This is a genomic window from Phenylobacterium sp., from assembly GCF_041916435.1.
GTDB lineage: Bacteria > Pseudomonadota > Alphaproteobacteria > Caulobacterales > Caulobacteraceae > Phenylobacterium.
The window spans coordinates 565,339-590,605 of sequence record NZ_JAYRZM010000003.1; the positions used below are offsets into that span (position 1 = coordinate 565,339).

Below are 25,267 nucleotides of genomic sequence, written 5' to 3' on the forward strand. Positions count from 1 at the left end.
GTCTCAGGCGAAGGTCTTGGTGAAGCTTTCGAGCGCGCCCTTCAGCTCCGCCTCGAAATCGGCCGTCAGCTCCTTCTTGGTGCGGATGCCGTCCAGCAGGGGCTGATGCTTGGCGTGCAGGAGGCCGAGCAGCTCGGACTCGAAGCGGCCCACCGCCGAGGTCGGGATGCCGTCCAGGTAGCCGCGGGTGCCGGCGTAGATCACGCAGACCTGCTCTTCCACCGCCAGCGGCGCGTATTGCGGCTGCTTCAGCAGCTCGGTCAGGCGCTCGCCGCGGGCCAGCATGCGCTGGGTGGCCGCGTCCAGGTCGGAGCCGAACTTGGCGAAGGCCGCCATTTCCCGGTACTGCGCCAGCTCGCCCTTGATGGGGCCGGCCACCTGCTTCATCGCCTTGATCTGGGCCGAGGAGCCCACGCGCGACACCGAGATGCCGACGTTCACCGCCGGGCGGATGCCCTGGAAGAACAGGTCGGTTTCCAGGAAGATCTGGCCGTCGGTGATCGAGATCACGTTGGTCGGGATGTAGGCCGACACGTCGTTGGCCTGGGTTTCGATCAGCGGCAGGGCGGTCAGCGAGCCGGAGCCGTTGTCGGCGTTCAGCTTGGCCGCGCGCTCCAGCAGGCGGGAGTGCAGGTAGAACACGTCGCCCGGATAGGCTTCGCGGCCCGGCGGGCGGCGCAGCAGCAGCGACATCTGGCGATAGGCGACGGCCTGCTTGGACAGGTCGTCATAGATGATCACGGCGTGCATGCCGTTGTCGCGGAACCACTCGCCCATGGCGCAGCCGGCGAAGGGCGCCAGGAACTGCAGCGGGGCCGGCTCGGACGCCGTGGCGGCCACGACGATGGTGTAGTCCAGCGCGCCGCGCTCCTCGAGCGTCTTGACGATCTGGGCCACGGTGGAGCGCTTCTGACCGACCGCGACGTAGATGCAGTAGAGCTTCTGGCTCTCGTCGCCGGCGGCGTTCACCGACTTCTGGTTCAGGATGGTGTCGATCGCCACGGCGGTCTTGCCGGTCTGGCGGTCGCCGATGATCAGCTCGCGCTGGCCGCGGCCGACCGGGATCAGCGTGTCGATGGCCTTCAGGCCGGTCTGCACCGGCTCGTGCACCGACTTGCGCGGGATGATGCCCGGCGCCTTCACGTCCACCCGGCGGCGCTCGGCCACGTTCTGGATCGGGCCCTTGCCGTCGATCGGCTCGCCCAGCGGGTTCACGACGCGGCCCAGCAGGCCCTTGCCCACCGGCACGTCCACGATCTCGCCCAGGCGGCGGACTTCGTCGCCTTCGCCGATGGCGCGGTCGTCGCCGAAGATCACGACCCCGACGTTGTCGCGTTCCAGGTTCAGGGCCATGCCCTTCACGCCGGCCTTGGGGAATTCCACCATTTCGCCGGCCTGGACGTTGTCGAGGCCGAACACGCGGGCGATGCCGTCGCCCACCGACAGCACGCTGCCAACGTCGGAAACGTCAGCTTCTTCGCCGAAATTGGCGATCTGCGACTTGAGGATGGCCGAAATCTCGGCGGCGCGGATGTCCATGGCTTTACGCTCTCTTCAGGGCGAATTTGAGGGAGTCGAGCTTCGAACGCAGCGAAGCATCGAACAGACGGGAACCGACCTTCACCTTGACCCCGCCCAGGATGGACGGGTCGACGCGGGTCGTGATTTCGGGATCCTTGCCCAGCGCCTGGCGCAGGGCGGCCGCCATGCCCTTGGTCTGGGCGGCGGTGAGCGGCAGGGCGCTGACGACTTCGGCGGCCACGACGCCGCGCGCCTCGGCCGACAGGGCCTGGAAGGCCACGATCACCTCGGGCAGGGCCGAGGCGCGGCCGTTGGCCGACAGCAGGCCCAGGAACTTCGCGGTGGTCGCGTCGAGGCCGGCCTTGGCGGCGATCGCGCCCAGGCCCTTGGCCTTGTCCTCGGCTGAGAAGGCGGGCGAATCCAACAGGATGCGCAGGTCGCGGCTGTCGGCGATCATCGCCTTCAGCGACTTCAGGTCCGCTTCGACGCGGTCGACCTTCTTCTCATCATTCGCGAGATCGAACAGGGCCTGCGCGTATCGGCCGCCCACATTCGAAGACTTGGAATCATCCGCCACTTAGTTGTCCGCCCGATGCGTGTCGAACGCCGCCGAGAAGTCCCCCTTCACTGCGGCTAAAAGCTTGAAAGCGCTTGAAAAAAGCACGTCTCCGCAGGGCCTCGTCGGCCCCCCGGCTCTAAGCCGCGCGCCTGATAGCATGCGATTTTCGGCGCCGCAACCGAACGGCGGGCCCCTGCGCCGTGTTTTCAGGGGGCGGCGGGCGCGGCGCCGGGGCGCCGGAACACCGCCGAGCCGGTGGCGACCAGCGCCCCGTCCTCGGCCGCCAGCAATCGTCCGTGCGCGAACACCAGGGTTCGGGTGGCCCGGTCGACCCAGGCTTCCACCACCACCGAGACGCCGGCGCGGGCGGCCCCGGCGTAGTCCAGGGTCAGGGAGACGGGCTCGGCGCCCGGGCCGGAAACCTCGGCGAGGGCGGGCTCCAGCAGGGCGGCGGGCGCGGCGGGCGCGGCCGACAGGCTGGCGGAACGGCGCAGGATGTCTGGGGAGGCGGTCATCGGCGCGCTCCTTTATAGAAGGCGGGGCCGTTGGCAAATCGGCGGGGGAGCGCGGCAGGCGCCGCGCGGTCGGGAAAGCGCCCCGCGGCTCGCTTTGGCGTCTCGCACGCCGCGAACTCGGGCGCCGGATTGCTCCGGCGCGCGCCGCCCCAAAAAAAGAAGGGCGCCGGATTGCTCCGGCGCGCGCTACCTCCAAAAAAAGAAGGGCGCCGGATTGCTCCGGCGCCCAGGGTCGACAGGCTCGAGAAAATCGGCGGGGAGGTTGCGCCTACCGGTTCGCGACCTGGGTGACGGGCTTGGCCGTGGCGTTGCACTTGCCGAGCTTGTCTTCGTCGAGCGACTTGCGGTCGCTGCTGAACTCGGCCACCGCGCCGACCGACTTCGCCAGGGCCTTGCAGGTGGCGGCGGTGAAGGTGCGCGAAGTGGCGGCGGTGGCGACGCAGGAATCGCCGTCGCAGAGGAACACGGCGCCGCCGGCGATCAGCTTGGTCTTCTCGGCGACCGGCTGCTGCAGCTTGACCGAGACCGTTTCGGCGGACGCGGCGCCGGCGGCGGTCGTGGCGACGATGACCGCAGCGGCGGCCGCAAGGAATTGGAGCTTCATGGAGCCCTCCAGCGTTTCGGGGAGTCGGGACCGAGGGCCCCGGCCAGTCCGTCCCGATATCGCCGACGGTTATCCCCGCCGTCGGCGCGAAACGAACTAAGCAACGCTAAGATAACACTGTTAAGATCGGCCACAACAGAAAATTTCGCACCGCCGTTATGCGGGTTTGCAGAACGGGCGCTGCAGGCTGGCCCCGCGGGCGGCGGAAACGGGCGGCGACGCGGCGTCAAGCCGCTGTTCATCTGTCGTCAATCTTGTCGCGCGTTTCGTGCGTGTGGGGTAAACGGGCGCCCGGGCGGGGCGGCTCGTATCGCTGACCTAGGACGACACGATGGCGAAGGGTAAGGCGGCGGGGCCGCAGGGCGAGCGCGGGCGCGAACCGCGCAAGCGCCGCACGCCGCTGCAAGCGCTCCTCTACTGGACCCTGGTGCTGGGCGTCTGGGGCGTGATCTTCGCCGGCGCCCTGTTCGCCGTGGTCGCCTCGGACCTGCCCGACACCTCCAAGCTCTACGAGGTCGAGCGCCAGCCCTCGATCTCCTACCTGGACCGCTCCGGCGCCCTGGTGGCCGTGCGCGGCAGCCAGTACGCCCCGCCGGTCGACCTGGACAAGTTGCCGCCCTACGTGCCGATGGCCTTCGTCGCCATCGAGGACCGCTGGTTCTACTGGCATTTCGGGTTCAACCCGTGGGGCATCGCCCGCAGCCAGATCTACAATCTCACGCACCGGGGCGGGCCCCTGCGCGGCGGCTCGACCATCACCCAGCAGCTCGCCCGCAACCTCTTCCTGACCCTGGACCAGACCTACAAGCGCAAGATCCAGGAGCTGATCCTGGCGGTGTGGCTGGAGGCCAAGTTCTCCAAGAAGGAGATCCTGGAGCTCTATCTGAACCGGGTCTACTTCGGGGCCGGCGCCTACGGCATCGAGGCCGCCTCCCAGCGCTACTTCAACAAGAGCGCCACCGAGCTCACCGTCGGCGAGGCCGCCCTCCTGGCCGGCATGATGAAGGGCCCCTCGCGCTACAGCCCCGTCTCGGCCAGCGACCGCGCCGCCCGCCGTGCGACCATCGTGCTGGACGAGATGGTGCGCATCCACGCCATCACGCCCGAGCAGCGGGCCGAGGCCTTCAAGCATCCGGTGCGCGTGAACCCGACGCTGGCCAACCAGCGGGCGCAGTATTTCACCGACTGGGTCGACGACCAGGTGCGCGGCCTGGTGGGCGAGCCCACCGAGGACCTCGTCGTCGAGACCACCCTGGACCTGCCGCTGCAGACGGCCGCCGAGCAATCCCTGCGCCGCGGGGTGCTGGAAGCGGCCAAGCAGGGCGTCGAGCAGGGCGCCCTGGTGGCGCTGGACGGCGAGGGCCGCGTGCGCGCCTACGTCGGCGGCACCTCCTACGTGGACAGCCAGTTCGACCGGGCGACCATGGCCCACCGCCAGGCGGGCTCGGCGTTCAAGCCGTTCGTCTATCTGACGGCCATGGAGCAGGGGCGCACGCCGAACATGATGGTGGTCGACGAGCCCATCAAGATCGGCAATTGGGAGCCGCACAACTACACCAACAAGTACCTGGGCCCGCTCACCCTGCAGAGCGCGCTCGCCAACTCCATCAACACGGTCGCCGCGCGCCTGGCCAACGAGGTCGGCACGCGCAACGTGGCGGCCACCGCCCACCGGCTGGGCATCACCTCGAAGATCCAGCTCGACCCGTCCATGGCCCTGGGCGCGGTGGAGGTCAGCCCGCTGGAGATGGCCCAGGCCTACGCGCCGTTCTCCAACGGCGGGCTGCAGGCCAAGGCCTACGCCATCGAGCGCATCCGCACCACGGACGGGCGGGTGCTCTACGACCACAACGTCGACAAGCCCGAGCGCCGCTCGGTGATCGGCTCTCCGGCCCTGCAGTACATGAACCAGATGCTGCGCCAGGTGGTGATCTCCGGCACCGGCGGGCGGGCGCGGGTGCCCGGCTACGACCTGGCCGGCAAGACCGGCACCACCAGCGATTACCGCGACGCCTGGTTCGTCGGCTACACGGGCGGCTTCGTCACCGCCGTGTGGCTCGGCCGCGACGACAACACGCCGATGAAGCGCGTCACCGGCGGCGCCGCCCCGGCGGGCGTGTGGAAGGATTTCATGAGCCAGGCCCTGCCCCGGCTGAAGGTCCAGCCGATCCCCGGCGGCGTGATCGAGCCGCCGCCGGTCAACGACCCCATCGGCGACATCCTGGCCGGCGGCGGCGAACAGCCGCAGCCGACCGCCACCACGCCGACTCCGGTCCAGGAGCCGGAAAGCGTTCCCTTCTAGGCGGAACGGCCGCTAGGGCTTGGCCGGCGCGGCCCCGGCGGGCGCGGCCTTTTCCTTCGCCGCCTGGTCGGCGGCGGCCTTCGCCTTGGCCGCCTTTTCGGCCAGGACTTCCTCGGTCGTGCGGCCGGTGATGTCGGACAGGAGCACCGGGTGGGCGCAGGTGCGCGTGCGCCAATCCCACCAATCCTTCTTGGCCTCGCAACGCTGAGCCGGCAGTTGCCAGCCGAACGTGTAGACGAGCACGCCGACGCAGCCGAGGGCGAAGACGCCCAGGAATATGAGCTTCAACTGGTTGATCGTGCGGTTCATGTCCGTGCTCTAGTCGAGGAGGCGCCCCGGCGCCTAGAGGCCATTTGCGCTTCAATTGAGGCGCGCGCACGACTTGCAAAGCGCGTGGGAACCGTTATGCCCCCATCCGACAATTTCTCTAGCCAATCTAATTTGAGGCGGTAACGACCCATGAAGGTGTTGGTCCCGATCAAACGGGTGATCGATTACAACGTCAAAGCCAGGGTGAAGCCCGACCAGTCGGGCGTGGATCTGGCCAACGTGAAGATGTCCATGAATCCCTTCTGCGAAATCGCCGTCGAAGAGGCGGTGCGCCAGAAGGAAAAGGGCGTGGCGACCGAGGTCGTGGCCGTGTCCATCGGCCCGGCCCAGGCGCAGGAGACCCTGCGCACGGCCCTGGCCATGGGCGCCGACCGCGCGATCCTGGTCCAGACCGACCAGGACCTGGAGCCGCTGGCCGTGGCCAAGACGCTCAAGGCCGTGATCGCCGAGGAAAACCCCGACGTGGTCATCATGGGCAAGCAGGCCATCGACGGCGACAACAACGCCACCGGCCAGATGCTGGCGGCCCTGCTCGACTGGCCGCAGGCGACCTTCGCCTCGGCGCTGGAGCTGTCGGCCGGCAAGGCCAAGGTCACCCGCGAAGTGGACGGCGGCCTGCAGACCATCGAGGTCGACCTGCCGGCGGTGGTCACCGCCGACCTGCGCCTCAACGAGCCGCGCTACGCCAGCCTGCCCAACATCATGAAGGCCAAGAAGAAGCCGCTGGACGTCAAGGAGCTCGGCTCCCTGGGCGTCGACGCGGCCCCGCGCCTGAAGGTGCTGAAGGTCACCGAGCCGCCGAAGCGCGGCGGCGGGATCAAGGTTGAGACCGCGGCCGACCTGGTCGCCAAGCTGAAGAACGAAGCGGGGGTGCTCTAATGGCCGTTCTCGTCATCGCCGATCACGACAACGCCTCGCTGAAGGACACCACCAACAAGACCGTCACCGCGGCCCTCGCCGTGTCGGGCGACGTGGACGTCCTGGTGGCGGGCAAGGACGCCAAGGCCGCCGCCGACGCCGCGGCCAAGATCGCCGGCGTGCGCAAGGTGCTGCTGGCCGAGAGCGACGCCCTGGGCGAAGGCCTGGCCGAAGCGATCCAGGCGCTGGTGGTTCCGCTGATGGCCGGCTACGACGCCGTGCTGATCCCGGCCACCTCGCAGGGCAAGAACATCGCCCCGCGCATCGCCGCCAAGCTCGATTCCTCGCAGATCTCCGAGATCATCGAGGTGGTCGACGCCAACACCTTCGTGCGCCCGATCTACGCCGGCAACGCGCTGGAGACGGTGCAGTCCTCCGACGCCAAGAAGGTGATCACCGTGCGCGCCACGGCCTTCAAGGCGGCGGGCGAAGGCGGCTCGGCCAGCGTCGAGACCATCGACGCCGGCGCCGGCGCGCCCAAGACCCACTTCATCGGCCAGCAACTGGTCAAGTCCGACCGTCCGGAACTGGGCGCGGCGAAGATCGTCGTGTCCGGCGGCCGCGCCATGGGCTCGGCCGAGGAGTTCCAGCGGGTCATCGAGCCGCTCGCCGACAAGCTCGGCGCGGCCGTGGGCGCCAGCCGCGCCGCGGTGGACGCCGGCTACGCGCCGAACGACTACCAGGTCGGCCAGACCGGCAAGGTCGTGGCCCCCGAGCTGTACGTGGCGATCGGCATCTCCGGCGCCATCCAGCACTTGGCCGGCATGAAGGACTCCAAGGTGATCGTGGCGATCAACAAGGACGGCGACGCGCCGATCTTCCAGGTGGCCGACTACGGCCTGGTGGCGGACTACAAGACCGCCGTGCCGGAGCTGATGGACGCGCTGACCGCGGCCGGCAAGTAAGCCGGCCGTCGCACGACGCGACTTTCGAGAGGGGCGGCCCGGCGGGCCGCCCCTTTTTCGTTTCTGCTGCGCTGCGGCGAACTCCTGGTGGTTCCGCGGAAACATCTCCCTCATAGGTGGGCGAAACACCGCATTTAGCGTCCCCGGCGCCACAGTGAGAGGCGCCCGCCACGCTGCGCCGCAGCAAAAGCCTTGGCGGCGGCGGCTCCGGCCATGTTAGAAGATCGTCACAAGCGACGGCGCGCATGAACGCGCCCGCATTATTGGGGCTTTGACTGCATGGTTGATATCAAGTCGGTCGGCGTCATCGGCGCAGGCCAGATGGGATCCGGCATCGCTCACGTGTGCGCCTTGGCCGGCTACGACGTCCTTCTGCACGACGTGGCGCCGGAGAGGATCAGCGCAGGCGTCAAGGCCATCGAGAAGAACATGACCCGCCAGGTCTCGCGCGGGATCATCGAGCCGGCGCAGATGGAAGCGGCCATGGCCCACATCCATCCGGCCAAGGAACTGCAGGACGTCGGCAAGACCGACCTGGCCATCGAGGCGGCCACCGAGGACGAGGACGTCAAGAAGGCGATCTTCAAGGCGCTGACGCCCCACTTGGCGCCGACGACGATGCTCGCCTCGAACACCTCGTCGATCTCGATCACCCGCCTGGCCTCGACCACCGACCGGCCCGAGCGGTTCATCGGCCTGCACTTCATGAACCCCGTGCCGCTGATGAACCTGGTGGAGATCATCCGCGGCATCGCCACGGACGCGCAGACCTACGAGACCGCGGTCAACTTCGCCCGCTCGCTGGGCAAGACCACCGCCAACGCCGAGGACTTCCCCGCCTTCATCGTCAACCGCATCCTGGTGCCGATGATCAACGAGGCGATCTACACCCTCTACGAGGGCGTGGGCACGGTCGAGGCCATCGACACGGCGCTGAAGCTGGGCGCCAACCATCCGATGGGCCCGCTGGAGCTGGGCGACTTCATCGGCCTGGACACGGTCCTGTCGATCATGAACGTGCTGCACGAGGGCCTGGCCGACTCCAAGTACCGGCCCTGCCCGCTCCTGGTGAAGTACGTCGAGGCCGGATGGGTGGGCCGCAAGTCCGGCCGCGGCTTCTACGACTATCGTGGCGAGGCGCCCGTCCCCACCCGGTAGAGCAGCCAGTCGAGCCGCCCGCGCCCTCGATCAAAGCAATCCGCCTCAAGTCTTGCGGCCGATCGGCGCGGGATCACGACCCGCTCGTTTATCCATTCGACTTCTCCGCCGGCTGCGTTCGATAATCCTTTTCGATTCGGACCGGCGGACCCATGCGACGGCTCACCTTGGCGCTCTTGTGCGGCGCCTACCTATGTCTGGCGCTGATCATCGCCTTGCTGCTCTGGCGCAACGGCGGCGGCTGGGGTGCGGGCGTCGCGGCGCTGGTGGGCGGCCTGGGCCTGGCCTTCGCCTTCCACGGCCTCATCGAGCAGGCGCTCAACGCCGCCTCCATCCGCAACGAGCTCGGCGCCCTGCGCGAGGCTCACCGCATCCTGCTGGACCAGATCGAGAAGATCGACGGCCGCGTCTCCCAGGTGGTCGAGACGATCGCCGACGACGCCCTGCGCCGCTCCGAGGCCCTGTCCGACGAGGTCCACATGCTGGAGGACCTGGTCCAGCGCATGAGCCAGCGCCTGGAGGAGCGGGTGGCCACCGCCCCCTTGCCGCCGCGCCTCGGCCAGCACGGCGGCCAGTCGGCGGCCCTGCTGGAAACCGTGCGCGAGGCCCTCGCCGACAACCGCGTGGACCTCTACCTGCAGCCGATCGTCGGCCTGCCGCAGCGCCGGACCGTGTACTATGAGAGCTTCTCGCGCCTGCGCGACCAGACCGGCCGGGTGATGATGCCGGCCGAGTATCTGTCGGTGGCCGAGCCGGAGGGGCTGATCACCTCCATCGACAACCTGCTCCTGTTCCGCTGCGTGCAGATCGTGCGGCGGCTGGCCAAGCAGGACCGCAAGGTCGGCATCTTCTGCAACATCTCCACGGCCAGCCTGGCGGACGAAACCTTCTTCCCCCAGTTCCTGGAGCTCTTGTCGGCCAACCGCGACCTGGCCGGCGCGCTGATCTTCGAGCTCGGCCAGGCGGCCTTCGACGCCCGCGGCGCGGTCGAGGCGCGCAACATGGCCAAGCTCGCCGACCTCGGCTTCCGCTTCAGCCTCGACAAGGTGGTCGACCTGGACTTCGACTTCCACGACCTGGCCCGTTCGGACGTGAAGTTCGTCAAGATCGCCGCCAAGGTGCTGCTGGAGGAGATGGTCGAGCGCGACGGCCGGCTGGTGCTGAAGTCCCTGCCTGACCTCGCCGCCGAGGACTTCGCCGCCCTCACCCGCCGCTACGGCGTGGAGATCGTCGCCGAGAAGGTCGAGAGCGAGCGCCAGATCGTCGACATCCTCGAGCTCGACATCTCCCTGGGCCAGGGCCACCTGTTCGGCGAGCCGCGCCCGATCCGCGACCAGGTGCTCGCCGAGGCCGATCCGCCGGCCGACTTCATGCGCAACAACCTGCTGCGCCGGACCGCTGGACGCGGCTGAGCCGCCGCGGACCTTCGCCGTGCATTGACCCGGACGGCGGTCCCGGCTACCGCCCGGCTCCATGACCGCGCCCCGACCGATCCACGGCCTGTCCGAAATCTCCGACCGCTACGACGTGCTGCTCTGCGACGTCTGGGGCGTGATCCACAACGGGCGCGAGCACTTCCCCGACGCCTGCGCGGCGCTGGCCCGCTTCCGCGACGAGCGCGGCCCCGTGGTGCTGATCTCCAATTCGCCCAAGCCGCGTCCGGCGGTGGTCGAGCAGATGGATTCCCTCGGCGTGCCACGCGCCGCCTGGTCGGCCCTGGTGACGTCCGGCGACGCCACCCGCGCCCTGCTCGGCGCCCGCGCGCCGGGCCCGGCCTGGGCCATCGGGCCGGAGCGGGACGGCGTCCTCTACGAGGGCCTGGGCCTGGAGTTCGCGGGGCCCGAGGCGGCCGCCTTCATCGCCTGCACCGGCCCCTACGACGACGAGGTGGAGACGCCGGAGGACTATCGCGACCGTCTGGCCGCGGCCGCCGCGCGGGGCCTTGAGATGGTCTGCGCCAATCCCGACATCGTCGTGCAGCGCGGCGACAAGCTGGTCTATTGCGGCGGGGCGCTGGCGCAGCTCTACGAAGCGCTCGGGGGAACCGTGTTCATGGCCGGCAAGCCGCATCCGCCGATCTACGACCTGTCCGTCGCCGAGGCCGCGCGCCTGGCCGGCGGCCCGGTCGCGCGTGAGCGCATCCTCTGTGTCGGCGACGGCATGGCCACCGACGTGATGGGCGCCAACGCCCAGGCCCTGGACGTCCTGTTCATCGCCAGCGGCATCCACGGCGCCGACGCCGTGGGCGAGGGCGGGCTGGACGCGGCGGCCGTGGAGACGCTGCTGGCCGAGAACGGCGCATCCGCCGCCTGGGCCGCGGCTCATCTGGTCTGGTGAGGCCGTCTGGTTTGGCGAGGTCGGTCGCGGACGCTTCGCATCGGCGAACAAGCCCGCTAAGGAAACCGCAGTGACAGGAGGGCCGGGGTGACGGGGCTGAACTTCGAGGACTTGAGCGTGGGCCAGAGCGCCGACATGACCCACGTGGTGACCGCCGCGGCCATCGAAGCGTTCGCCGAGGTGTCCGGCGACACAAACCCCGTGCACCTGGACGAGGCCTACGCCAAGACCACCGCGTTCCAGGAGCGCATCGCCCACGGCATGCTCTCGGGCGCCTACATCTCCGCGGTGCTGGGCACGCGCCTGCCGGGCCCGGGCGCCATCTACCTGAACCAGTCGCTGCGCTTCCGCCGGCCCGTGCGCATCGGCGACGCTGTGACCGCCCGGGTGACCGTGCAGGCGCTGGACGAGCGCCGCGGCCACGTCACGCTCGCCACCCTGTGCCTGGTGGACGGCAAGACCGTGGTCGAGGGAGAGGCGGTCGTGATGGTTCCGCGCCGGGGCGACTGAATGCGTATCGTCCGCCACTGGAAGGGTCTCAGCGACGCCGACAAGGGCGCCTCGGTGGCGCTCGGCAACTTCGACGGCGTCCATCGCGGCCACCAGCACGTCATCGCCCTCGCCGCCAGGGCGGCCGGCGAGTTCAAGGCGCCGCTGGGCGTGATCAGTTTCGAGCCGCATCCGCGCCGCATCTTCCAGCCGGACGCGCCCGCCTTCCGGCTGATGAAGCCCGACCAGCAGGCCAGGGCGCTGGCCGCCCTCGGCGTGGACGTGCTCTACGTCCTGCCCTTCGACGGCGAGCTGATGCACCTGACCGACCGCGAATTCGCCGAGCAGGTGCTGTACGAGGGGATGGGCGTGCGCAACGTCGCCGTCGGCTTCGACATCTCCTTCGGCAAGGGCCGCAGCGGCAGCCCCGAGAGTATGGCCGCCTACGGCGCCGAGTTCGGCTTCGGCGTGTCGGTCGCCCCGGCCCTCGGCGAGGGCGAGGACAAGTTCTCCTCCTCCGCCGTGCGCCAGGCCCTGCGCGACGGCCGCCCGCAGGACGCCGCGGCCGTGCTGGGCCGGCCGTTCGCCATCGAGGGCGTGGTGCTGCACGGGCGCAAGCTCGGCCGCCAGCTCGGCTTTCCCACCGCCAACATCGCCCTTGAGGACTACGTCACGCCCAAGTTCGGCGTCTACGCCACCCGCACCCGCCTGCCGGACGGGCGGGAGGTTCCGGGCGTGGCCAATATCGGGGTCAATCCCACGGTGGGCGAGGTCGACCCGCGCCTGGAGGTCTGGCTGTTCGACTTCGACGAGGACCTCTACGACCAGACGCTGGAGACCGACCTGATCGCCTTCCTGCGGCCGGAACTGAAGTTCGACGGGCTGGAGGCCATGGTCGAGCAGATCCACGAGGACGTGCGCCAGGCTCGCGCCATCCTCACCCCCGACTTCTGACCCGTCCTTCGCCGGCTCGTCCGGCTTCGTTTGAACCGGGCCGCGCCCTCTGCTACAGCCCCCGCCATGACTTCGGTTCGGACGGGACTGCGAATTATCCGCCCGGCGTGACGCCGCCGGACGACCTCCAGCGCGCGCCGGGTCCTGCCGCTCTTCCTTTCCGAATCCTCTTGGATTGATCCATGGCCGACGACGCCCAACCGCCTGGTCGCGACTATCGCGAAACCGTCTTCCTTCCCGACACGCCGTTCCCCATGCGCGCCGGCCTGCCGCAGAAGGAGCCGCAGATTCTCGAGCGCTGGGAAAGCGCCGGCCTCTACGGCGCCATCCGCAAGGCTCGCCAGGCCGCCGGCGCGCCGCTCTACGTGCTGCATGACGGCCCGCCCTACGCCAACGGGGCGATCCACGTGGGCCACGTGCTGCAGAAGACGCTGAAGGACTTCGTCGTCCGCTCGCGCTTTCTGATGGGCTACGACGTCGACTACGTGCCCGGCTGGGACTGCCACGGCCTGCCGATCGAGTGGAAGATCGAGGAGGAGCTCCGCGCCCAGGGCCGCCAGAAGGCCGACGTGTCCAAGGCCGAGTTCCGCGAACGCTGCCGCAAGTACGCCGCCCACTGGATCGACGTGCAGCGCGAGGGCTTCAAGCGCCTCGGCGTGCTGGGCGACTGGGACAACCGCTACGCCACCATGGACTATTCGAGCGAGGCGGCCATCGTCGCCGAGTTCCACAAGTTCGTGGTCTCCGGCCAGCTCTATCGCGGGTCCAAGCCGGTGATGTGGAGCCCGGTCGAGCGCACCGCCCTGGCCGACGCCGAGGTCGAGTACCACGACCACGTCAGCCCCACGGTCTGGGTGAAGTTCCCGGTGGTCGAGGGCTCGGACGCGGCCCGCGGGGCCAGCGTAGTGATCTGGACCACCACCCCCTGGACCATCCCGGCCAACCGCGCGGTCTCCTACAACGAGGCCATCGCCTACGCCGTCTACCAGGTCGAGGCGCTGGAAGAGGGCCTGGCCTTCGAGCCCTGGGCCAAGCCGGGCGACAAGCTGATCCTCGCCGAGAAGCTGGCCGAGGACGTCTTCAAGGCCGCCAAGATCGCCAGGTGGCGCAAGGTCGAGCGCTTCGATCCCCTGGGCGTGGTGCTGGAGCACCCGCTCGCCGCCCTCGACGGCCACTACGGCTTCCAGGTGCCGATGCTGGCGGGCGACCACGTGACCGACGAGGCCGGCACCGGCTTCGTCCACACCGCCCCCGGCCACGGCGCCGACGACTACATGGTCTGGCTCGCCCATGGTCATCGGGAAATCCCCGAGACGGTCGACCCGGACGGGGCCTACTACCCGCACGTGGCCCTGTTCGCCGGGCTGAAGGTGCTGGAGACCGAGGGCAAGAAGGCCGGCAAGTTCGGCCCGGCCAACGACGCGGTCATCGCAAAGCTGATCGAGGCCGGCCATCTGCTGGCCCGCGGCCGGCTGGAGCACTCCTATCCGCACTCCTGGCGCTCCAAGGCGCCGGTGATCTTCCGCAACACGCCGCAGTGGTTCATCCGCATGGACCAGCGGCTGGACGATCCGGTGCACGCCGGACGCACCCTGCGCGAGACCGCCCTGGAGGCGATCGAGGCCACCGCCTTCTATCCGCCCGCCGGCAAGAACCGCATCCGCACCATGGTGGAAAGCCGGCCCGACTGGCTGATCAGCCGCCAGCGGGCCTGGGGCGCGCCGCTGGCCATGTTCGTCGACAAGGAGACGAACCAGCCGCTGCACGACGAGCGCGTCAACGCCCGCATCATCGAGCTGATCGCCAAGGAGGGCGCTGACGCCTGGTTCACCCGGCCGGTCTCCGACTTCCTGGGCGAGCACGATCCGGAGCGCTTCGAGAAGGTCGAGGACATCCTCGACGTCTGGTTCGATTCCGGCTCCACCCACGCCTTCACCCTGGAGAAGCGCGAGCACACCCGCTGGCCCGCCGACCTCTACCTGGAAGGCTCCGACCAGCACCGCGGCTGGTTCCAGTCCTCGCTGCTGGAAAGCTCGGGAACCCGCGGCCGCGCGCCGTATGACGCCATCCTCACCCACGGCTTCACCGTCGACGAGAACGGCGAGAAGATGTCCAAGTCCAAGGGCAACACCCTGGACCCGGAGAAGGTGATCAAGGACTCCGGCGCCGAGATCCTGCGCCTGTGGGTGGCGATGGTCGACTACGCCGACGACCAGCGCATCGGCAAGACGATCCTGGCCACCACCTCCGACGCCTATCGCAAGCTGCGCAACACCCTGCGCTACATGCTGGGCGGCCTGGCCGGCTTCACCGAGGCCGAGCGCGTGGCCCACGCCGACCTGCCGCCGCTGGAACGCTACGTCCTGCACCGGCTGTGGGAGCTCGACCGCGAGGTGCGCGCCGCCTACCAGGGCTATCTGTTCCACGAGGTGGTGCGGCCGATCCTCGACTTCTGCCAGAACGACCTGTCGACGCTGCTGTTCGACATCCGCCGCGACGCCCTCTACTGCGACAAGCCCGACAGCCTGCGCCGCCGGGCCATGCGCACGGTGATGGACCTGGCGTTCGAGCGGATCACCGCCTGGCTCGGCCCGCTGATCCCCTTCACCACCGAAGAGGCCTGGACCACCCGCTTCCCCGAGGCCGGCTCCAACGCCCTGCGCACCCTGCCGGAAACGCCGGCCGAATGGCGCGACGAGGAGGTGGTCGGCCGCTGGGGCGCGGCGCTGGCCCTGCGCAGCGTGGTGATGGGCGCCCTGGAGGTGGCCCGCCGCGAAAAGATCATCGGCTCGGGCCTGGACGCCAGGGTCGACGTCTACGCCGAGGCCGAGGCCTTCGCCTGGCCGTTCGGCGCGGACATGCCGCTCGAGGACGTGGTGATCACCAGCCAGGCCGCCCTGCACGTGGGCGCGGGCGCCCCCGAGGGCGCCTTCCGCCTGGCCGACCAGCCGGGCTTCGCCGTGGCCGTCTCCCGCGCCGAGGGCGGCAAGTGCGCCCGGTCCTGGAAAGTGCTGCCCGAGGTCGGCTCGGACCCGCGCTATCCGGACCTGTCGCCCCGCGACGCCGAGGCGGTGGCGGCCTGGGACGCCGCCCACGGCCGGGGCGCCTGAGCATGCGGCGCATCAGCCGGCTGGGCTGGACGGCCTACGCGATCGCGGTCGGGGTCATCGCCCTGGATCAGGCGGTCAAGTTCTGGATCCTCTACGGCTTCAACCTGCCGGCGCGGCTGACCACGCCGGTGATCGGGCCGTTCTCCCTGACCATGGTCTGGAACAAGGGCGTCAGCTTCGGCCTGTTCCGCGCCGACCAGGATCTGGGCCGCTGGCTGCTCAGCCTGTTCTCCCTGGTGGTGGCCGCCGCCCTCGCCTGGTGGGCGCGCCGGACCGAGCGGGGCCTGATGAGCCTGGCCCTCGGCCTGATCATCGGCGGGGCGGTCGGCAACGCCATCGACCGCATCCGTTTCGGCGCGGTGGTCGACTTCCTGGACTTCTCGCGGCTGATGTTTCCCTGGGTGTTCAACGTGGCCGACAGCGCCATCAGCGTCGGCGTGGCGCTGCTTCTGGTCGACAGCCTGATGTCCGAGCGCAAGCCCACGAGCTAATCGCCTTGGCGTCACCATGGCGTTTAGGGTATCTGGAACCTTCATATGCGGCCGGGGGCGGCCTACGGAGCCTGAAGTTCATGAGTTTGAACCGTCTGATCGTCGCAACCGCCCTGATCGCGGCGGCCGGTCTCGGCGGCTGCCAGTCCACCCGCCAGGCGCTGGGCATGACCAAGGTGACGCCTGACGAATTCCGCGTGGTGACCAAGGCGCCCCTGGTGGTGCCGCCGGACTACGCCCTGCGCCCGCCGGCGCCCGGCGAGCCGCGCCCGCAGGAACTGCAGCCGGAAAGCGCCGCCCGCGTGGCCCTGCTCGGCCAGCGCGAAGCGCAGACCCGCTCCGAGGGCGAACAGCTCCTGGTGGCCAAGGCCGGCGCCGAAAAGGCCGATCCCTTGATCCGCTACGTGGTCGACGACGAGTTCGGCGACGTGGCCCACAAGGACAAGAGCTTCGCCGACAAGGTGATGTTCTGGCGCGGCGACGACAGCGCCGCCCCGAACGCCTCGGCGGCCGCCGACAACACCGTGGCGCCCGTCGACGCCGGCGCCGAGGAAGCCAAGCTCAAGGAGCTCACCGGCGGCGAGCCGGTGATCATCCACCGCGAGAAGTCGGCGAAGATCAAGCTGCCGGGCCTCTAGGCGCGGCGCCCCGCCGCGGGCTCCTTTCTTTCGACAAGACGCCCTGACCGCCTGCATCCCCGGGGTGCGGGCGGCGCGGCTCCCTGTGATCGACGTGCGCCTGGTCGTTCTGGTGAGGCTCAGCCCTTCAGCCAGCGAAAGGCGCGCTCGATGAAGGCCCGGCCATCCGCCAGGACAGGCGCGCCATGGGCCATCAGCACCTGCTCGGCCGGCCAGGAGAGGATGCGGTCCAGGTCGGCCCGCGCCGCACGCCGGTCGGTGAAGCTCACGCGGAACTTCCTCGGCACGGCCGGCTCCGGCTGCGTCATCAGGTCCAGCCGCGCGACGAGGGCGCGCCAGCCGGAAAACCAGCCTGGCGGAAACTGCTGGATCAGGTCTGTGAACAGGACCGTCCGGCTCGCCCGATGGAAGAAGACGACCTCGGTCGTGATCGCGCAGCCGCGCACCGGCGTCTGGTCCAGGTCCGCCGCCCAGGCCGCCGGCGGCGCATCCGTCAGCTCGCCGTCGAAGGCCAGGTCCCCCCGCTTGGCCGCAAGGCCAAGCGCGGCATGGAGCCTAGCCGCCGGATAGGCCCGCCGCCAGTCTTCGAGGAACAGGTGATGCAGCGCGTTCGGCGCTATGACGTGGCGCACCTCGCCCAGGGCGTCCACCTGCGCCTTCAGTCCATCCGACAGCGCCACCGGCGACCAGACGAACAGCCCCCCGTCGCCGAGCCGGATCACCGCCATGCGGGTCGGGTAGCGAAAGCCGACCACCTCGGTCTGCGGACCGTCCGCCGTCCAGATCTCGGGTCCGAAGGTCTGAAGCGGCGGCGCGGTCATCGTTGGGTCCTCCCCGGTGTCTAGCTGCAGCCCGTCGGCGCGGGCTGCGGCCTGGCCAGTTCGGCCCTGGCCTCGGCCATGTCCTTCGCGAAGGCCGGATCGGCGTGCAGCCGCGCCACCATGCCCGCGCCCAGGGTGCGCCCGGCCTCCACGTCGCTGGGATAGTGCACGCCGCAGACCACCCGGCTCCAGCCCATGTCCTGGCCCAGCTTCAGCGCCGCGTCGGCCTTGGCCGGGACCAGTTCGGCCAGCACCAGCGCCCAGGACCATTCCACCAGCGAGTGGCCGGAGGGATAGGAGGCGTTGGTCTTCATCCAGTCGGCGCGCGGCACGCACAGGGGCTTGTCGTTGCCGATCAGCGGCCGTGGGCGGTCGTAATGATCCTTGGGCGGCGTGCCGACCGTGCGGCCGTCGAACTCGATCTTGCGGAAGATGCGCATGACGGCCGGCGTCGTCTTCTCGCCCAGCTCCACGCCGACGGCGCAGGAATAGCGATGGACCGCGCCGCCCTTCCAAAGGTCAGAGTCCTGAATGGCGGTGGCCCAGCGGGGCGTGTCCTTCAACGCCCGCGTCTCGTCATAGGCCGCCCGGTCGGCCAGGCCCCGCGGCGAATCGGGCGCCGGCGGCGGCGGCAGGATATCGGCCCCGTGCAGGGCGTCCGCGGACAGATAGCCTTGCGGCTTGGCGTTCCAGTCCTGCGCCGTCGCCTGCGCCGCGCCGTTCGTCTCGACGCCGGCGCAAGCCGCCAGGGCGCACAAGGCCGCCCCGGCGAAAATGCTCACTATACGAATTGAAAGGCCTCCTCAGCGCAGCACGGTCAGACCGTTCTTGATCACGGTCGCTCCGCGTTCCTTTACACGCGCTTCGAAGGAGATGTCCTTGCCGTCGCGCCACAGGTCGACGGTGATGGTGTCGCCCGGGATCACCGGCGCCGAAAAACGCGCCTGATGCGACAGGATCTGCTCGGGATCGAAGTCGGTGATCGCCTGCAGCACCGCCCGGCAGGTGATCCCGTAGGTGCACAGCCCGTGCAGGATCGGCCGCTGGAAGCCGGCGCGGCGGGCCACGTCCGGATCGGAGTGCAGCGGGTTGCGGTCGCCGTTCAGCCGATAGAGCAGCGCCTGGTCCGGCCGGGTGGTGAAATCCACCGACAGGTCGGGCTTGCGGCTGGGCGTGGGATGCGGCTCGGGCGCGCCGTCCGAAGGCCCGCCGAAGCCGCCGTCGCCCCGCGCGAACGTGGAGCCGGTGAGCGTGGCCACCTTCTCGCCGGACGCGTCGGTCCACACGGTCTCGTTGATGATCACCGCGCCCTTGCCCTCGCCCTTGTCGTAGGCGCCGATGGTGCGGCTCTGGGTGGTGAAGGTCGCCGACGTCGGCAGGGGCTTGTGCAGCTCCACCTTCTGCTCGCCATGCACCACCATCAGGAAGTTGATCTGGCTCTGGCGGTGGCCGGGCTTGTCCGAGGTAGCGGCCGAACGCGGCGCGCCGGCGGCGAGCACGGTGGCGGCGCTGGGCACGACCTTCAGCCCCTTTTCGTAGACGAACGCCAGCTCGGTCTCGTTCATCGGGTCGGCGCCCATGCCGATGCCCAGGGCGTAGAGCATCACGTCCTTGTCGCCGTAGGAAAAGGTTCGCGGCTCGGTCTTCTGATCGAGAATGTCGGGATAATAGATAGGCATGAAATGGCTTCCTCCAGGGAGCGGCTTTCCGGCCGCTTCTCAATGGCGGAATTGAAGCCGTTCGATCGGGCCGAGGCAAGGCGGGCGGACCTTGATTTGCCGCGCCCGGCGGGATCGGGTAGAAGCGCGAACCCTGTCGCGCGGGGGCTCAACGCCGCTGCGGCGGCCAACGATTTCGAAGGTTTTCCATGGCGACCGACACCCCGCCCGTCGAAAGTGCGATCACCGGCAACGTGCTGTTCTATTCCCAGCCCGAGCCCCTGAACCAGCAGCTCCATGGCAAGCTGGGCGTCAAGCGCATGGACGGCCCTTTCGGCTTCGCCCGCACCGGCCACGCCGTGCCGCTCACCGTCGGTGAATTCCAGGTCGCGGCCCTGACCGGCCCGATCATCTTCGTGGGCGACGAGAAGACCCCGCTGGCCGTGATGGGCCTGAACGCGGGCGAGAACATGTTCGTCACGCCCGGCGGCCTGTTCGAGGCCGGCGTCTACATTCCCGCCTACATCCGCCGCTATCCCTTCGTCTTCGCCAACGACGAAGCGTCCGGCCAGATGATCCTGTGCATCGACCGCGCCGCCGAGTTCATCGTCGAAGGCGGCGACATGGGCTTCTTCGACGCGAAGGGCGAGCTCACCGAGTACACGAAGAACTGCATCGAGTTCTGCAACAACTACGAAGCCGAGCGCCAGCGCACCATGAGCTTCGTCCAGCTCCTGCGCGCGCTCGACCTGTTCGAGCTGAAGACCGCCAGCTTCACGCCCACCAATCCCGACGGCTCGGCGGGCGAGCCCCAGAAGATCGCCGAGTACTTCGGCGTGTCCGAGGAAAAGCTCAACGCGCTCAAGCCCGAGCAGCTCGCCGAGCTGCGCGACAACGGCGCCCTGCAGCAGATCTACGCCCACCTGACCTCGCTGGCCGGCTGGGACCGCATGGTGGCGCTGGCCATGTTCCACGCCTCGCGCCAGCCGCAGGCGGCCAACGCCTAGAGGCGGGGCGACGTCACCGGGCGAAGACGCTGCGGGTCAGGCAGGAGAAGACCAGCCGGCCCGCCTCGTCCAGCAGGTCGTGCTGGGCGATGACGATGCCCTTGCCCTCGCCCACCGGGTCCTTGCCCATCACGGTCATGCGCCCGCGCAGCAGTTCGCCGACCGGCGGGTTGCGCACCCAGCGCAGGGCGTCCACCCCCAGCCGCTTGGTCTGCGGCCAGCCGACCACGGCCGAGGCGTCCAGCCGGGTCCAGATCGCATAGACCATCGCGTCCGGCGCGCCGCGCTCCGCCGTCCAGCCGGGGGCGAAGGCGGCGATGAAGGCGTCCAGCGCCTTGGCGTCCACGACCGCGGTCCCGAGGGACACCACCTGGCCGATCTCAATATCGTCGAAGGCCGCGGGCACGCGCATCTCCCTGTCCGTGAACGTGATTCGTCGATGATGGCGGCGCGGTCCGCGAAGTCGAGCGGTTTGCGCGAACGGCCCCGCGCGCCATATAGCCTCAAGGACAGCTTAGGTCGGATCATCGGTATGCCGCGTTTCCTCCCGGGCCTCGTGCTCGCGCTCCTGACGGTCCTGACCGCCGCACCCGGCCACGCCGCGCCGGTGAACACCGGCCACCTGTCGGCCGAGCTCGTCCCGCAGACCCAGGGCGTCGCCCCCGGCGGCACGGTCTACGTCGCCCTGCGCCAGAAGATCGACAAGGGCTGGCACACCTACTGGCGCAATTCCGGCGATTCCGGCGAAGCCACTCAGATCGCCTGGACCCTGCCGGCGGGCGCGAGCGCCGGCGACATCGTCTGGGCCCCGCCGCACCGCCAGCCCACCGGCCCTCTGATGAACTACGGCTACACCGGCGAGGTGCTGCTGCCGGTGGCGATCACCGCGCCGGCCGGCGCCAAGCCCGGCCAGACGATCGACCTGAAGGCCGACGTGGCCTTCCTGGTCTGCGCCGACATCTGCGTGCCGGAAGACGCCACCCTGACCCTCGCCCTGCCCGTGACCGCCGGCCCGCCGCCGAAGGATCCCAAGTGGGGCGCGCCCGTCGACGCGGCGCTGGCCGCCGCGCCCAGGCCGGCCGCCATCACCGCCGCCTTCGCCGTCCAGGATGGCGCCCTGAAGCTCGCGGCGACCGGCGCGCCGCTCTCCGGGATCGACGCGGCCGACGCCTATTTCTACCCCTACTCCGGCACGGTCATCGACCACGCCAAGCCCCAGGCGATCGAGCGCGGGCCGCAGGGCCTGACGCTGACCATCGTCCCCGGCTACGCCTTCGAGCACGACCAGGCGCCGCCGACCCTGGCCGGCGTGCTGGAAGCCGGCGGCAAGGCCTATGAGATCGAGGCCCAGCCCGGCCCCGCACCCGCCGGGGCGGCCGGCCTGGGCCCGCCGCCGGCGCCCGCGCCCAAGGCCGCCAGCCTCGGCCTGCCGCTCGCCGCCCTCTTCGCCTTCCTGGGCGGGCTGATCCTGAACCTGATGCCCTGCGTCTTCCCGGTGCTGGCGATGAAGGCCGCCTCCCTCGCCGGCCACGGCGACGAACACTCCGCGGCGCGCCGCCAGGGCCTGGTGTTCCTGGCCGGGTGCCTGGCCACCTTCCTCGCCCTCGCGGGAGGGCTGATCGCCCTGAAGGCCGCCGGCGCGGCCGTGGGCTGGGGCTTCCAGCTCCAGTCGCCGCCGGTGGTCGCGGTCCTGGCGCTCTTGATGCTCGTCGTGGCGCTGGACCTCTCCGGCGTGTTCGAGGTGGGAACCTCGGCCCAGAGCCTGGGCGCGGGCCTGGCCTCCCGCCGCGGCCTGATCGGCGCCTTCTTCACCGGGGCGCTGGCCGTGGTCGTCGCCGCCCCCTGCACCGCCCCCTTCATGGCCCCGGCGCTCGGCTGGGCCTTCACCCAGACCCCGCTCGCGGCCCTCACCGTCTTCGCCGCCCTCGGCCTCGGCTTCGGCGCGCCGTTCACCGCGCTCGCCTTCATCCCGGCCCTGATCAGCCGCATGCCGCGCCCGGGCCCCTGGATGGACGGCTTCAGGAAGCTGCTGGCCTTCCCGATGTACGGCGCGGCCGCCTGGCTGGTCTGGGTGCTCTCCCAGCAGACCGATCCCGCGGGCCTGGCCCGCATCCTCGCCGCCTCGGTGGTGGTCGCCTTCGCCGCGTGGCTGGCCGGGATCGCCCAGCGCCGCCAGGCGTCCGGCGCCCGCGCCCTGCCCGCCGGCGTCGCCGCCCTGGTCTTCGCCGCCCTGGGCCTCGGCTCGGTCGTCTGGCCAGCCTATGACGCCGCCTCCGCCGCCGAGCCGGGCGCCTCGCCGGCCTCGGCCGAGGTGCCCTACGAGCCCTACACGCCCCAGCGGCTGGCCGAGCTGCGCGCCGAGGGCAAGCCGGTGTTCGTCGACTACACCGCCGCCTGGTGCGTCACCTGCCAGGTGAACGAGAAGGTGGCCCTGTCCACCGAGGGCGTGGCCGAGGCGTTCAAGCGCACCGGCGCGGTCTATCTGAAGGCCGATTGGACGCGGAAGGACGCCGACATCGCCGCCGAGCTCGCCCAGCACGGCCGCGCCGGCGTGCCGCTCTACCTCCTCTACGCCGCCGGCGGCGGCGAGCCCAAGGTGCTGCCCCAGCTCCTCACGCCGGGCCTGGTGGCCCGCGCCCTCGACAAGGCGGCGGCCAAGAAGGGCTGATCAGGTTCCCGACAGGGAGTCGGCCTTGGGCGGGGTGGTGATCACCTCGACGTTGTCGCGCAACAGGTAGGACATGTCGGTCACGGCGTCGGACTTGGCCCGATCGCCCTCGGCCGCCTGCATGGCCTCCAGCTTGACCGGCAGGTCCTCGGAAATGCCCTTCAGGATGCACTTCAGGTCGCCGTCGGTGCCCCGCTGAGCCAGGGTCACGTGGCCCTTCATGTCCAGCTCGGAGAGCTCGGCGATCTTCTTGGCGAAATCGGCCGGCAGCGCCTGGCCGTTCTGCTGCAGGGCGTCCACCTCGGCCTTCAGGGCGCCGGCCCGCTTGACGATGTCGGCGAACAGCGGCTCCAGCGCGACGGACGGCGGCGGCGCGGCGTGCTCGGGCTTCATCGCGTCGCCCGTTCCCATGGCGGCGAGCCAGACGACGGCGGCGGAAGCGACGGCGTCAAGGGACATGGCGTCTCTCCTTCGGACCTTCACGTTTCGAAGCGACATCGGGCCGGGGACGAGACGCGTCGCCGCGCATCTGCTACCCGGCATGGGACCTAGATGATCCGCTTCGCCCCAAACGGGAACCGATAATCGCATGTCCGACCTCGACGCCGCCTGGCGCAGCCTCGAAGCCGCCGCCCGTTCCGCCGAGGGCCGCTCGATCGCCGGCCTGTTCGAAACCGAGCCCGGCCGCGCCGGCGCCATGTCGCTGCAGGCCGCCGGCCTCTACATCGACCTGTCCAAGCAGCCCTGGAGCGCGGGCGACCGCGCCCTGGCCGTGGACCTCGCCCGCGCCGCCGGCGTCGAGGCCGCCCGCGCGCGCCTGTGGGCCGGCGAGGCGGTGAACGCCTCCGAGCACCGGGCGGTGCTGCACCCGGCGCTGCGCGCCCCGGCCGGCTCCAGCTTCACCGCCCTCGGCGCGCCGGTCTCGGCGGAGGTGGAGGCCACCCGCGCCCAGATTCGCGCCTTCGCCGACGCCGTCCGCTCCGGCGCGCGCAAGGGCGCGACGGGCAAGCCGTTCAAGGCCGTCGTCCACATCGGCATCGGCGGCTCCGACCTCGGCCCGCGCCTGGTGTGGGAGGCCCTGCGCCCCTTGAAGCCCGCCCTGGACCTGCGCTTCGCCGCCAACGTCGATCCGGCCGAGCTCGCCCTCGCCCTGGAGGGCCTGGATCCCGCTGAGACCCTGGTCGTCGTCGTCTCCAAGACCTTCACCACGCTTGAAACCATCACCAACGCCACCGCCGCCCGCGACTGGCTGCGAGCAGCCCTGGGCGCGGGCGCCGACAGCCACCTCGTCGCCGTTTCCGCCGCGCCGGACGTGGCGGCCGCGTTCGGCGTGCGGGAGGACCAGGTCTTCGCCTTCTGGGACTGGGTGGGGGGCCGTTATTCCCTCTGGTCGGCCGTCGGCCTGTCCTGCGCCATCGCGCTCGGACCCGACGTCTTCGCCGCCATGCTGGACGGCGCCTTCGCCATGGACGCCCACTTCGTCTCCGCGCCGCTGGACGCCAACGCGCCGGTGCTGCTCGCCCTGGCGCACGTCTTCAACCGCAACGGCCTTGGCCGGCCGATCCGCGCGGTCGTGCCCTACGCCCAGCGCCTGCGCCTGTTCGCCGCCTTCCTGCAGCAGCTGGAGATGGAGTCCAACGGCAAGCGGGTGGACGCCCGCGGCGCGCCGGTGGCGCGCCCCACCGCCGCCAGCGTGTTCGGCGACGCCGGCACCAACGGCCAGCACGCCTTCTTCCAGCTCCTGCACCAGGGCACGGACATCATCCCGGTGGACATCATCGCCGTGCGCCATGCGTCCGAGGGCGATCCGGCCGCCCAGGCCAAGCTGCTGGCCAACGCCGTCGCCCAGGCCGAGGCGCTGATGATCGGCCGGCCGGAAGCCGAGGTGCGCGAGGAGCTGACCGCCAAGGGCCTGGCCGCTGGCGAGATCGCCGAACTCGCCCCGCAGCGCACCTTCCCGGGGAACCGCCCCTCCAGCTTCATCCTGATGGACGCCCTGACGCCCCAGACCCTCGGCGCGCTGATCGCCCTCTATGAGCACAAGACCTTCGTCGAGGGCGTCATCTGGGGGATCAACAGCTTCGACCAGTGGGGCGTCGAGCTCGGCAAGACCCTGGCCGGCCGCATCCTCGCCGACCTGCAGGGCGGCGAAGCGCGCCTGCACGACCCCTCCACCGCCGCCCTGATCGAGCGGCTGAAGGCCTAGGCGCGCCTCCAGAACGCAAAACCCCCGGCCGGCCTGCGCCGTCCGGGGGTCAGCGATGGTTGCGGACGGCCTGCGC

24 protein-coding genes are annotated in these 25,267 nt (G+C 70.3%); 14 read left to right on the forward strand and 10 right to left on the reverse strand.

Annotated elements, in window-relative coordinates:
• Positions 1 to 3: 3 nt before the first annotated feature.
• From atpA to ACE3TA_RS11200, 4 genes are all read right to left on the reverse strand, one after another.
• Positions 4 to 1,539 carry a F0F1 ATP synthase subunit alpha gene (gene atpA / locus ACE3TA_RS11185; RefSeq protein WP_374573574.1) on the reverse strand — a complete coding sequence of 512 codons (1,536 nt, stop codon included), beginning with the start codon at positions 1,537 to 1,539 and terminating at the stop codon, positions 4 to 6.
• Positions 1,540 to 1,543: 4 nt separating this feature from the next.
• A complete protein-coding gene (locus ACE3TA_RS11190) occupies positions 1,544 to 2,098 on the reverse strand; it encodes a F0F1 ATP synthase subunit delta (protein WP_374573576.1) in 555 nt (184 codons plus the stop codon).
• 188 nt (positions 2,099 to 2,286) lie between these two features.
• On the reverse strand, positions 2,287 to 2,595 hold the full coding sequence (locus ACE3TA_RS11195) for a PaaI family thioesterase (RefSeq protein ID WP_374573578.1): 309 nt from the start codon (positions 2,593 to 2,595) through the stop codon (positions 2,287 to 2,289).
• Between the two features lie 268 nt (positions 2,596 to 2,863).
• Entirely contained in the window at positions 2,864 to 3,199 is a 336-nt protein-coding gene (locus ACE3TA_RS11200; RefSeq protein ID WP_374573580.1) for a hypothetical protein, read from the reverse strand.
• Between the two features lie 331 nt (positions 3,200 to 3,530).
• Between ACE3TA_RS11200 and ACE3TA_RS11205 the strand changes: the two genes are divergently transcribed.
• Positions 3,531 to 5,501, forward strand: coding sequence for a transglycosylase domain-containing protein (locus ACE3TA_RS11205; RefSeq protein ID WP_374573582.1), 1,971 nt, complete (start codon positions 3,531 to 3,533; stop codon positions 5,499 to 5,501).
• Positions 5,502 to 5,513: 12 nt separating this feature from the next.
• Here ACE3TA_RS11205 and ACE3TA_RS11210 read toward each other — a convergent pair whose 3' ends face one another.
• On the reverse strand, positions 5,514 to 5,810 hold the full coding sequence (locus ACE3TA_RS11210; RefSeq protein ID WP_374573584.1) for a hypothetical protein: 297 nt from the start codon (positions 5,808 to 5,810) through the stop codon (positions 5,514 to 5,516).
• 150 nt (positions 5,811 to 5,960) lie between these two features.
• On the opposite strand from ACE3TA_RS11210, the gene ACE3TA_RS11215 reads away from it, so the two are divergent.
• The 10 genes from ACE3TA_RS11215 to ACE3TA_RS11260 all read left to right on the forward strand — a co-directional run bounded on the left by ACE3TA_RS11215 (position 5,961) and on the right by ACE3TA_RS11260 (position 16,831).
• Positions 5,961 to 6,710 carry an electron transfer flavoprotein subunit beta/FixA family protein gene (locus tag ACE3TA_RS11215; protein WP_374573586.1) on the forward strand — a complete coding sequence of 250 codons (750 nt, stop codon included), beginning with the start codon at positions 5,961 to 5,963 and terminating at the stop codon, positions 6,708 to 6,710.
• Positions 6,710 to 7,654 carry an electron transfer flavoprotein subunit alpha/FixB family protein gene (locus ACE3TA_RS11220; protein ID WP_374573587.1) on the forward strand — a complete coding sequence of 315 codons (945 nt, stop codon included), beginning with the start codon at positions 6,710 to 6,712 and terminating at the stop codon, positions 7,652 to 7,654. The genes ACE3TA_RS11215 and ACE3TA_RS11220 overlap by 1 nt, the downstream gene beginning before the upstream one ends.
• Before the next feature lie 279 nt (positions 7,655 to 7,933).
• Positions 7,934 to 8,812, forward strand: coding sequence for a 3-hydroxybutyryl-CoA dehydrogenase (locus ACE3TA_RS11225; RefSeq protein WP_374573589.1), 879 nt, complete (start codon positions 7,934 to 7,936; stop codon positions 8,810 to 8,812).
• A gap of 152 nt (positions 8,813 to 8,964) precedes the next feature.
• Entirely contained in the window at positions 8,965 to 10,224 is a 1,260-nt protein-coding gene (locus ACE3TA_RS11230) for an EAL domain-containing protein (protein ID WP_374573591.1), read from the forward strand.
• Positions 10,225 to 10,285: 61 nt separating this feature from the next.
• On the forward strand, positions 10,286 to 11,149 hold the full coding sequence (locus tag ACE3TA_RS11235; protein WP_374573592.1) for a TIGR01459 family HAD-type hydrolase: 864 nt from the start codon (positions 10,286 to 10,288) through the stop codon (positions 11,147 to 11,149).
• Between the two features lie 87 nt (positions 11,150 to 11,236).
• Complete coding sequence (locus ACE3TA_RS11240) at positions 11,237 to 11,659, forward strand: MaoC family dehydratase (protein ID WP_374573594.1); 423 nt, start codon at positions 11,237 to 11,239, stop codon at positions 11,657 to 11,659.
• Positions 11,660 to 12,592, forward strand: coding sequence for a bifunctional riboflavin kinase/FAD synthetase (locus ACE3TA_RS11245; RefSeq protein WP_374573596.1), 933 nt, complete (start codon positions 11,660 to 11,662; stop codon positions 12,590 to 12,592). It abuts the gene before it with no gap.
• Positions 12,593 to 12,774: 182 nt separating this feature from the next.
• On the forward strand, positions 12,775 to 15,702 hold the full coding sequence (ileS, locus tag ACE3TA_RS11250; protein ID WP_374573598.1) for an isoleucine--tRNA ligase: 2,928 nt from the start codon (positions 12,775 to 12,777) through the stop codon (positions 15,700 to 15,702).
• A 2-nt stretch (positions 15,703 to 15,704) separates the two neighbouring features.
• Positions 15,705 to 16,193 (forward strand): signal peptidase II, encoded by a 489-nt coding sequence (gene lspA, locus ACE3TA_RS11255; RefSeq protein WP_374573600.1) that lies wholly within the window; start codon positions 15,705 to 15,707, stop codon positions 16,191 to 16,193.
• A gap of 80 nt (positions 16,194 to 16,273) precedes the next feature.
• Entirely contained in the window at positions 16,274 to 16,831 is a 558-nt protein-coding gene (locus ACE3TA_RS11260; protein WP_374573602.1) for a DUF3035 domain-containing protein, read from the forward strand.
• A 119-nt stretch (positions 16,832 to 16,950) separates the two neighbouring features.
• Here the strand turns inward: ACE3TA_RS11260 and ACE3TA_RS11265 are convergent, their stop codons facing one another.
• The 3 genes from ACE3TA_RS11265 to ACE3TA_RS11275 are packed head-to-tail and all read right to left on the reverse strand — an operon-like array spanning position 16,951 to position 19,331.
• Positions 16,951 to 17,652: a DUF4336 domain-containing protein gene (locus tag ACE3TA_RS11265; RefSeq protein WP_374573604.1), complete on the reverse strand. Its 702-nt coding sequence runs from the start codon at positions 17,650 to 17,652 to the stop codon at positions 16,951 to 16,953.
• A 20-nt stretch (positions 17,653 to 17,672) separates the two neighbouring features.
• Entirely contained in the window at positions 17,673 to 18,434 is a 762-nt protein-coding gene (locus ACE3TA_RS11270) for a phosphatase PAP2 family protein (protein WP_374573606.1), read from the reverse strand.
• 21 nt (positions 18,435 to 18,455) lie between these two features.
• Positions 18,456 to 19,331 (reverse strand): MaoC/PaaZ C-terminal domain-containing protein, encoded by an 876-nt coding sequence (locus tag ACE3TA_RS11275; protein ID WP_374573608.1) that lies wholly within the window; start codon positions 19,329 to 19,331, stop codon positions 18,456 to 18,458.
• 188 nt (positions 19,332 to 19,519) lie between these two features.
• On the opposite strand from ACE3TA_RS11275, the gene ACE3TA_RS11280 reads away from it, so the two are divergent.
• The gene (locus ACE3TA_RS11280) at positions 19,520 to 20,317 is read left to right on the forward strand and encodes a SapC family protein (protein ID WP_374573609.1); all 798 of its coding nucleotides are present in this window, start codon (positions 19,520 to 19,522) and stop codon (positions 20,315 to 20,317) included.
• A 13-nt stretch (positions 20,318 to 20,330) separates the two neighbouring features.
• Here the strand turns inward: ACE3TA_RS11280 and ACE3TA_RS11285 are convergent, their stop codons facing one another.
• Positions 20,331 to 20,723, reverse strand: coding sequence for an acyl dehydratase (locus ACE3TA_RS11285; protein WP_374573693.1), 393 nt, complete (start codon positions 20,721 to 20,723; stop codon positions 20,331 to 20,333).
• A 126-nt stretch (positions 20,724 to 20,849) separates the two neighbouring features.
• Here ACE3TA_RS11285 and ACE3TA_RS11290 point away from each other — a divergent pair, with 126 nt between their 5' ends.
• Positions 20,850 to 22,985, forward strand: a complete 2,136-nt coding sequence (locus tag ACE3TA_RS11290) for a protein-disulfide reductase DsbD family protein (protein ID WP_374573611.1) — start codon at positions 20,850 to 20,852, stop codon at positions 22,983 to 22,985.
• Here ACE3TA_RS11290 and ACE3TA_RS11295 read toward each other — a convergent pair whose 3' ends face one another.
• Positions 22,986 to 23,444, reverse strand: coding sequence for a hypothetical protein (locus tag ACE3TA_RS11295; protein WP_374573613.1), 459 nt, complete (start codon positions 23,442 to 23,444; stop codon positions 22,986 to 22,988).
• Between the two features lie 130 nt (positions 23,445 to 23,574).
• Between ACE3TA_RS11295 and pgi the strand changes: the two genes are divergently transcribed.
• Positions 23,575 to 25,191: a glucose-6-phosphate isomerase gene (pgi, locus tag ACE3TA_RS11300; protein WP_374573615.1), complete on the forward strand. Its 1,617-nt coding sequence runs from the start codon at positions 23,575 to 23,577 to the stop codon at positions 25,189 to 25,191.
• Positions 25,192 to 25,267: the final 76 nt, after the last annotated feature.

Excerpts from the sequence above, each read along its gene's own strand:
- lspA (WP_374573600.1), top strand. The coding sequence starts at position 15,705 with ATGCGGCGCATCAGCCGGCTGGGCTGGACGGCCTACGCGATCGCGGTC.
- ACE3TA_RS11265 (WP_374573604.1), bottom strand. The coding sequence starts at position 17,652 with ATGACCGCGCCGCCGCTTCAGACCTTCGGACCCGAGATCTGGACGGCG.
- pgi (WP_374573615.1), top strand. The coding sequence starts at position 23,575 with ATGTCCGACCTCGACGCCGCCTGGCGCAGCCTCGAAGCCGCCGCCCGT.
- atpA (WP_374573574.1), bottom strand. The coding sequence starts at position 1,539 with ATGGACATCCGCGCCGCCGAGATTTCGGCCATCCTCAAGTCGCAGATC.
- ACE3TA_RS11220 (WP_374573587.1), top strand. The coding sequence starts at position 6,710 with ATGGCCGTTCTCGTCATCGCCGATCACGACAACGCCTCGCTGAAGGAC.
- ACE3TA_RS11210 (WP_374573584.1), bottom strand. The coding sequence starts at position 5,810 with ATGAACCGCACGATCAACCAGTTGAAGCTCATATTCCTGGGCGTCTTC.
- ACE3TA_RS11260 (WP_374573602.1), top strand. The coding sequence starts at position 16,274 with ATGAGTTTGAACCGTCTGATCGTCGCAACCGCCCTGATCGCGGCGGCC.
- ACE3TA_RS11235 (WP_374573592.1), top strand. The coding sequence starts at position 10,286 with ATGACCGCGCCCCGACCGATCCACGGCCTGTCCGAAATCTCCGACCGC.
- ACE3TA_RS11200 (WP_374573580.1), bottom strand. The coding sequence starts at position 3,199 with ATGAAGCTCCAATTCCTTGCGGCCGCCGCTGCGGTCATCGTCGCCACG.
- ACE3TA_RS11280 (WP_374573609.1), top strand. The coding sequence starts at position 19,520 with ATGGCGACCGACACCCCGCCCGTCGAAAGTGCGATCACCGGCAACGTG.
- ACE3TA_RS11295 (WP_374573613.1), bottom strand. The coding sequence starts at position 23,444 with ATGTCCCTTGACGCCGTCGCTTCCGCCGCCGTCGTCTGGCTCGCCGCC.
- ACE3TA_RS11225 (WP_374573589.1), top strand. The coding sequence starts at position 7,934 with ATGGTTGATATCAAGTCGGTCGGCGTCATCGGCGCAGGCCAGATGGGA.
- ACE3TA_RS11275 (WP_374573608.1), bottom strand. The coding sequence starts at position 19,331 with ATGCCTATCTATTATCCCGACATTCTCGATCAGAAGACCGAGCCGCGA.
- ACE3TA_RS11205 (WP_374573582.1), top strand. The coding sequence starts at position 3,531 with ATGGCGAAGGGTAAGGCGGCGGGGCCGCAGGGCGAGCGCGGGCGCGAA.
- ACE3TA_RS11230 (WP_374573591.1), top strand. The coding sequence starts at position 8,965 with ATGCGACGGCTCACCTTGGCGCTCTTGTGCGGCGCCTACCTATGTCTG.
- ACE3TA_RS11195 (WP_374573578.1), bottom strand. The coding sequence starts at position 2,595 with ATGACCGCCTCCCCAGACATCCTGCGCCGTTCCGCCAGCCTGTCGGCC.
- ACE3TA_RS11245 (WP_374573596.1), top strand. The coding sequence starts at position 11,660 with ATGCGTATCGTCCGCCACTGGAAGGGTCTCAGCGACGCCGACAAGGGC.
- ACE3TA_RS11290 (WP_374573611.1), top strand. The coding sequence starts at position 20,850 with ATGCCGCGTTTCCTCCCGGGCCTCGTGCTCGCGCTCCTGACGGTCCTG.
- ACE3TA_RS11215 (WP_374573586.1), top strand. The coding sequence starts at position 5,961 with ATGAAGGTGTTGGTCCCGATCAAACGGGTGATCGATTACAACGTCAAA.
- ileS (WP_374573598.1), top strand. The coding sequence starts at position 12,775 with ATGGCCGACGACGCCCAACCGCCTGGTCGCGACTATCGCGAAACCGTC.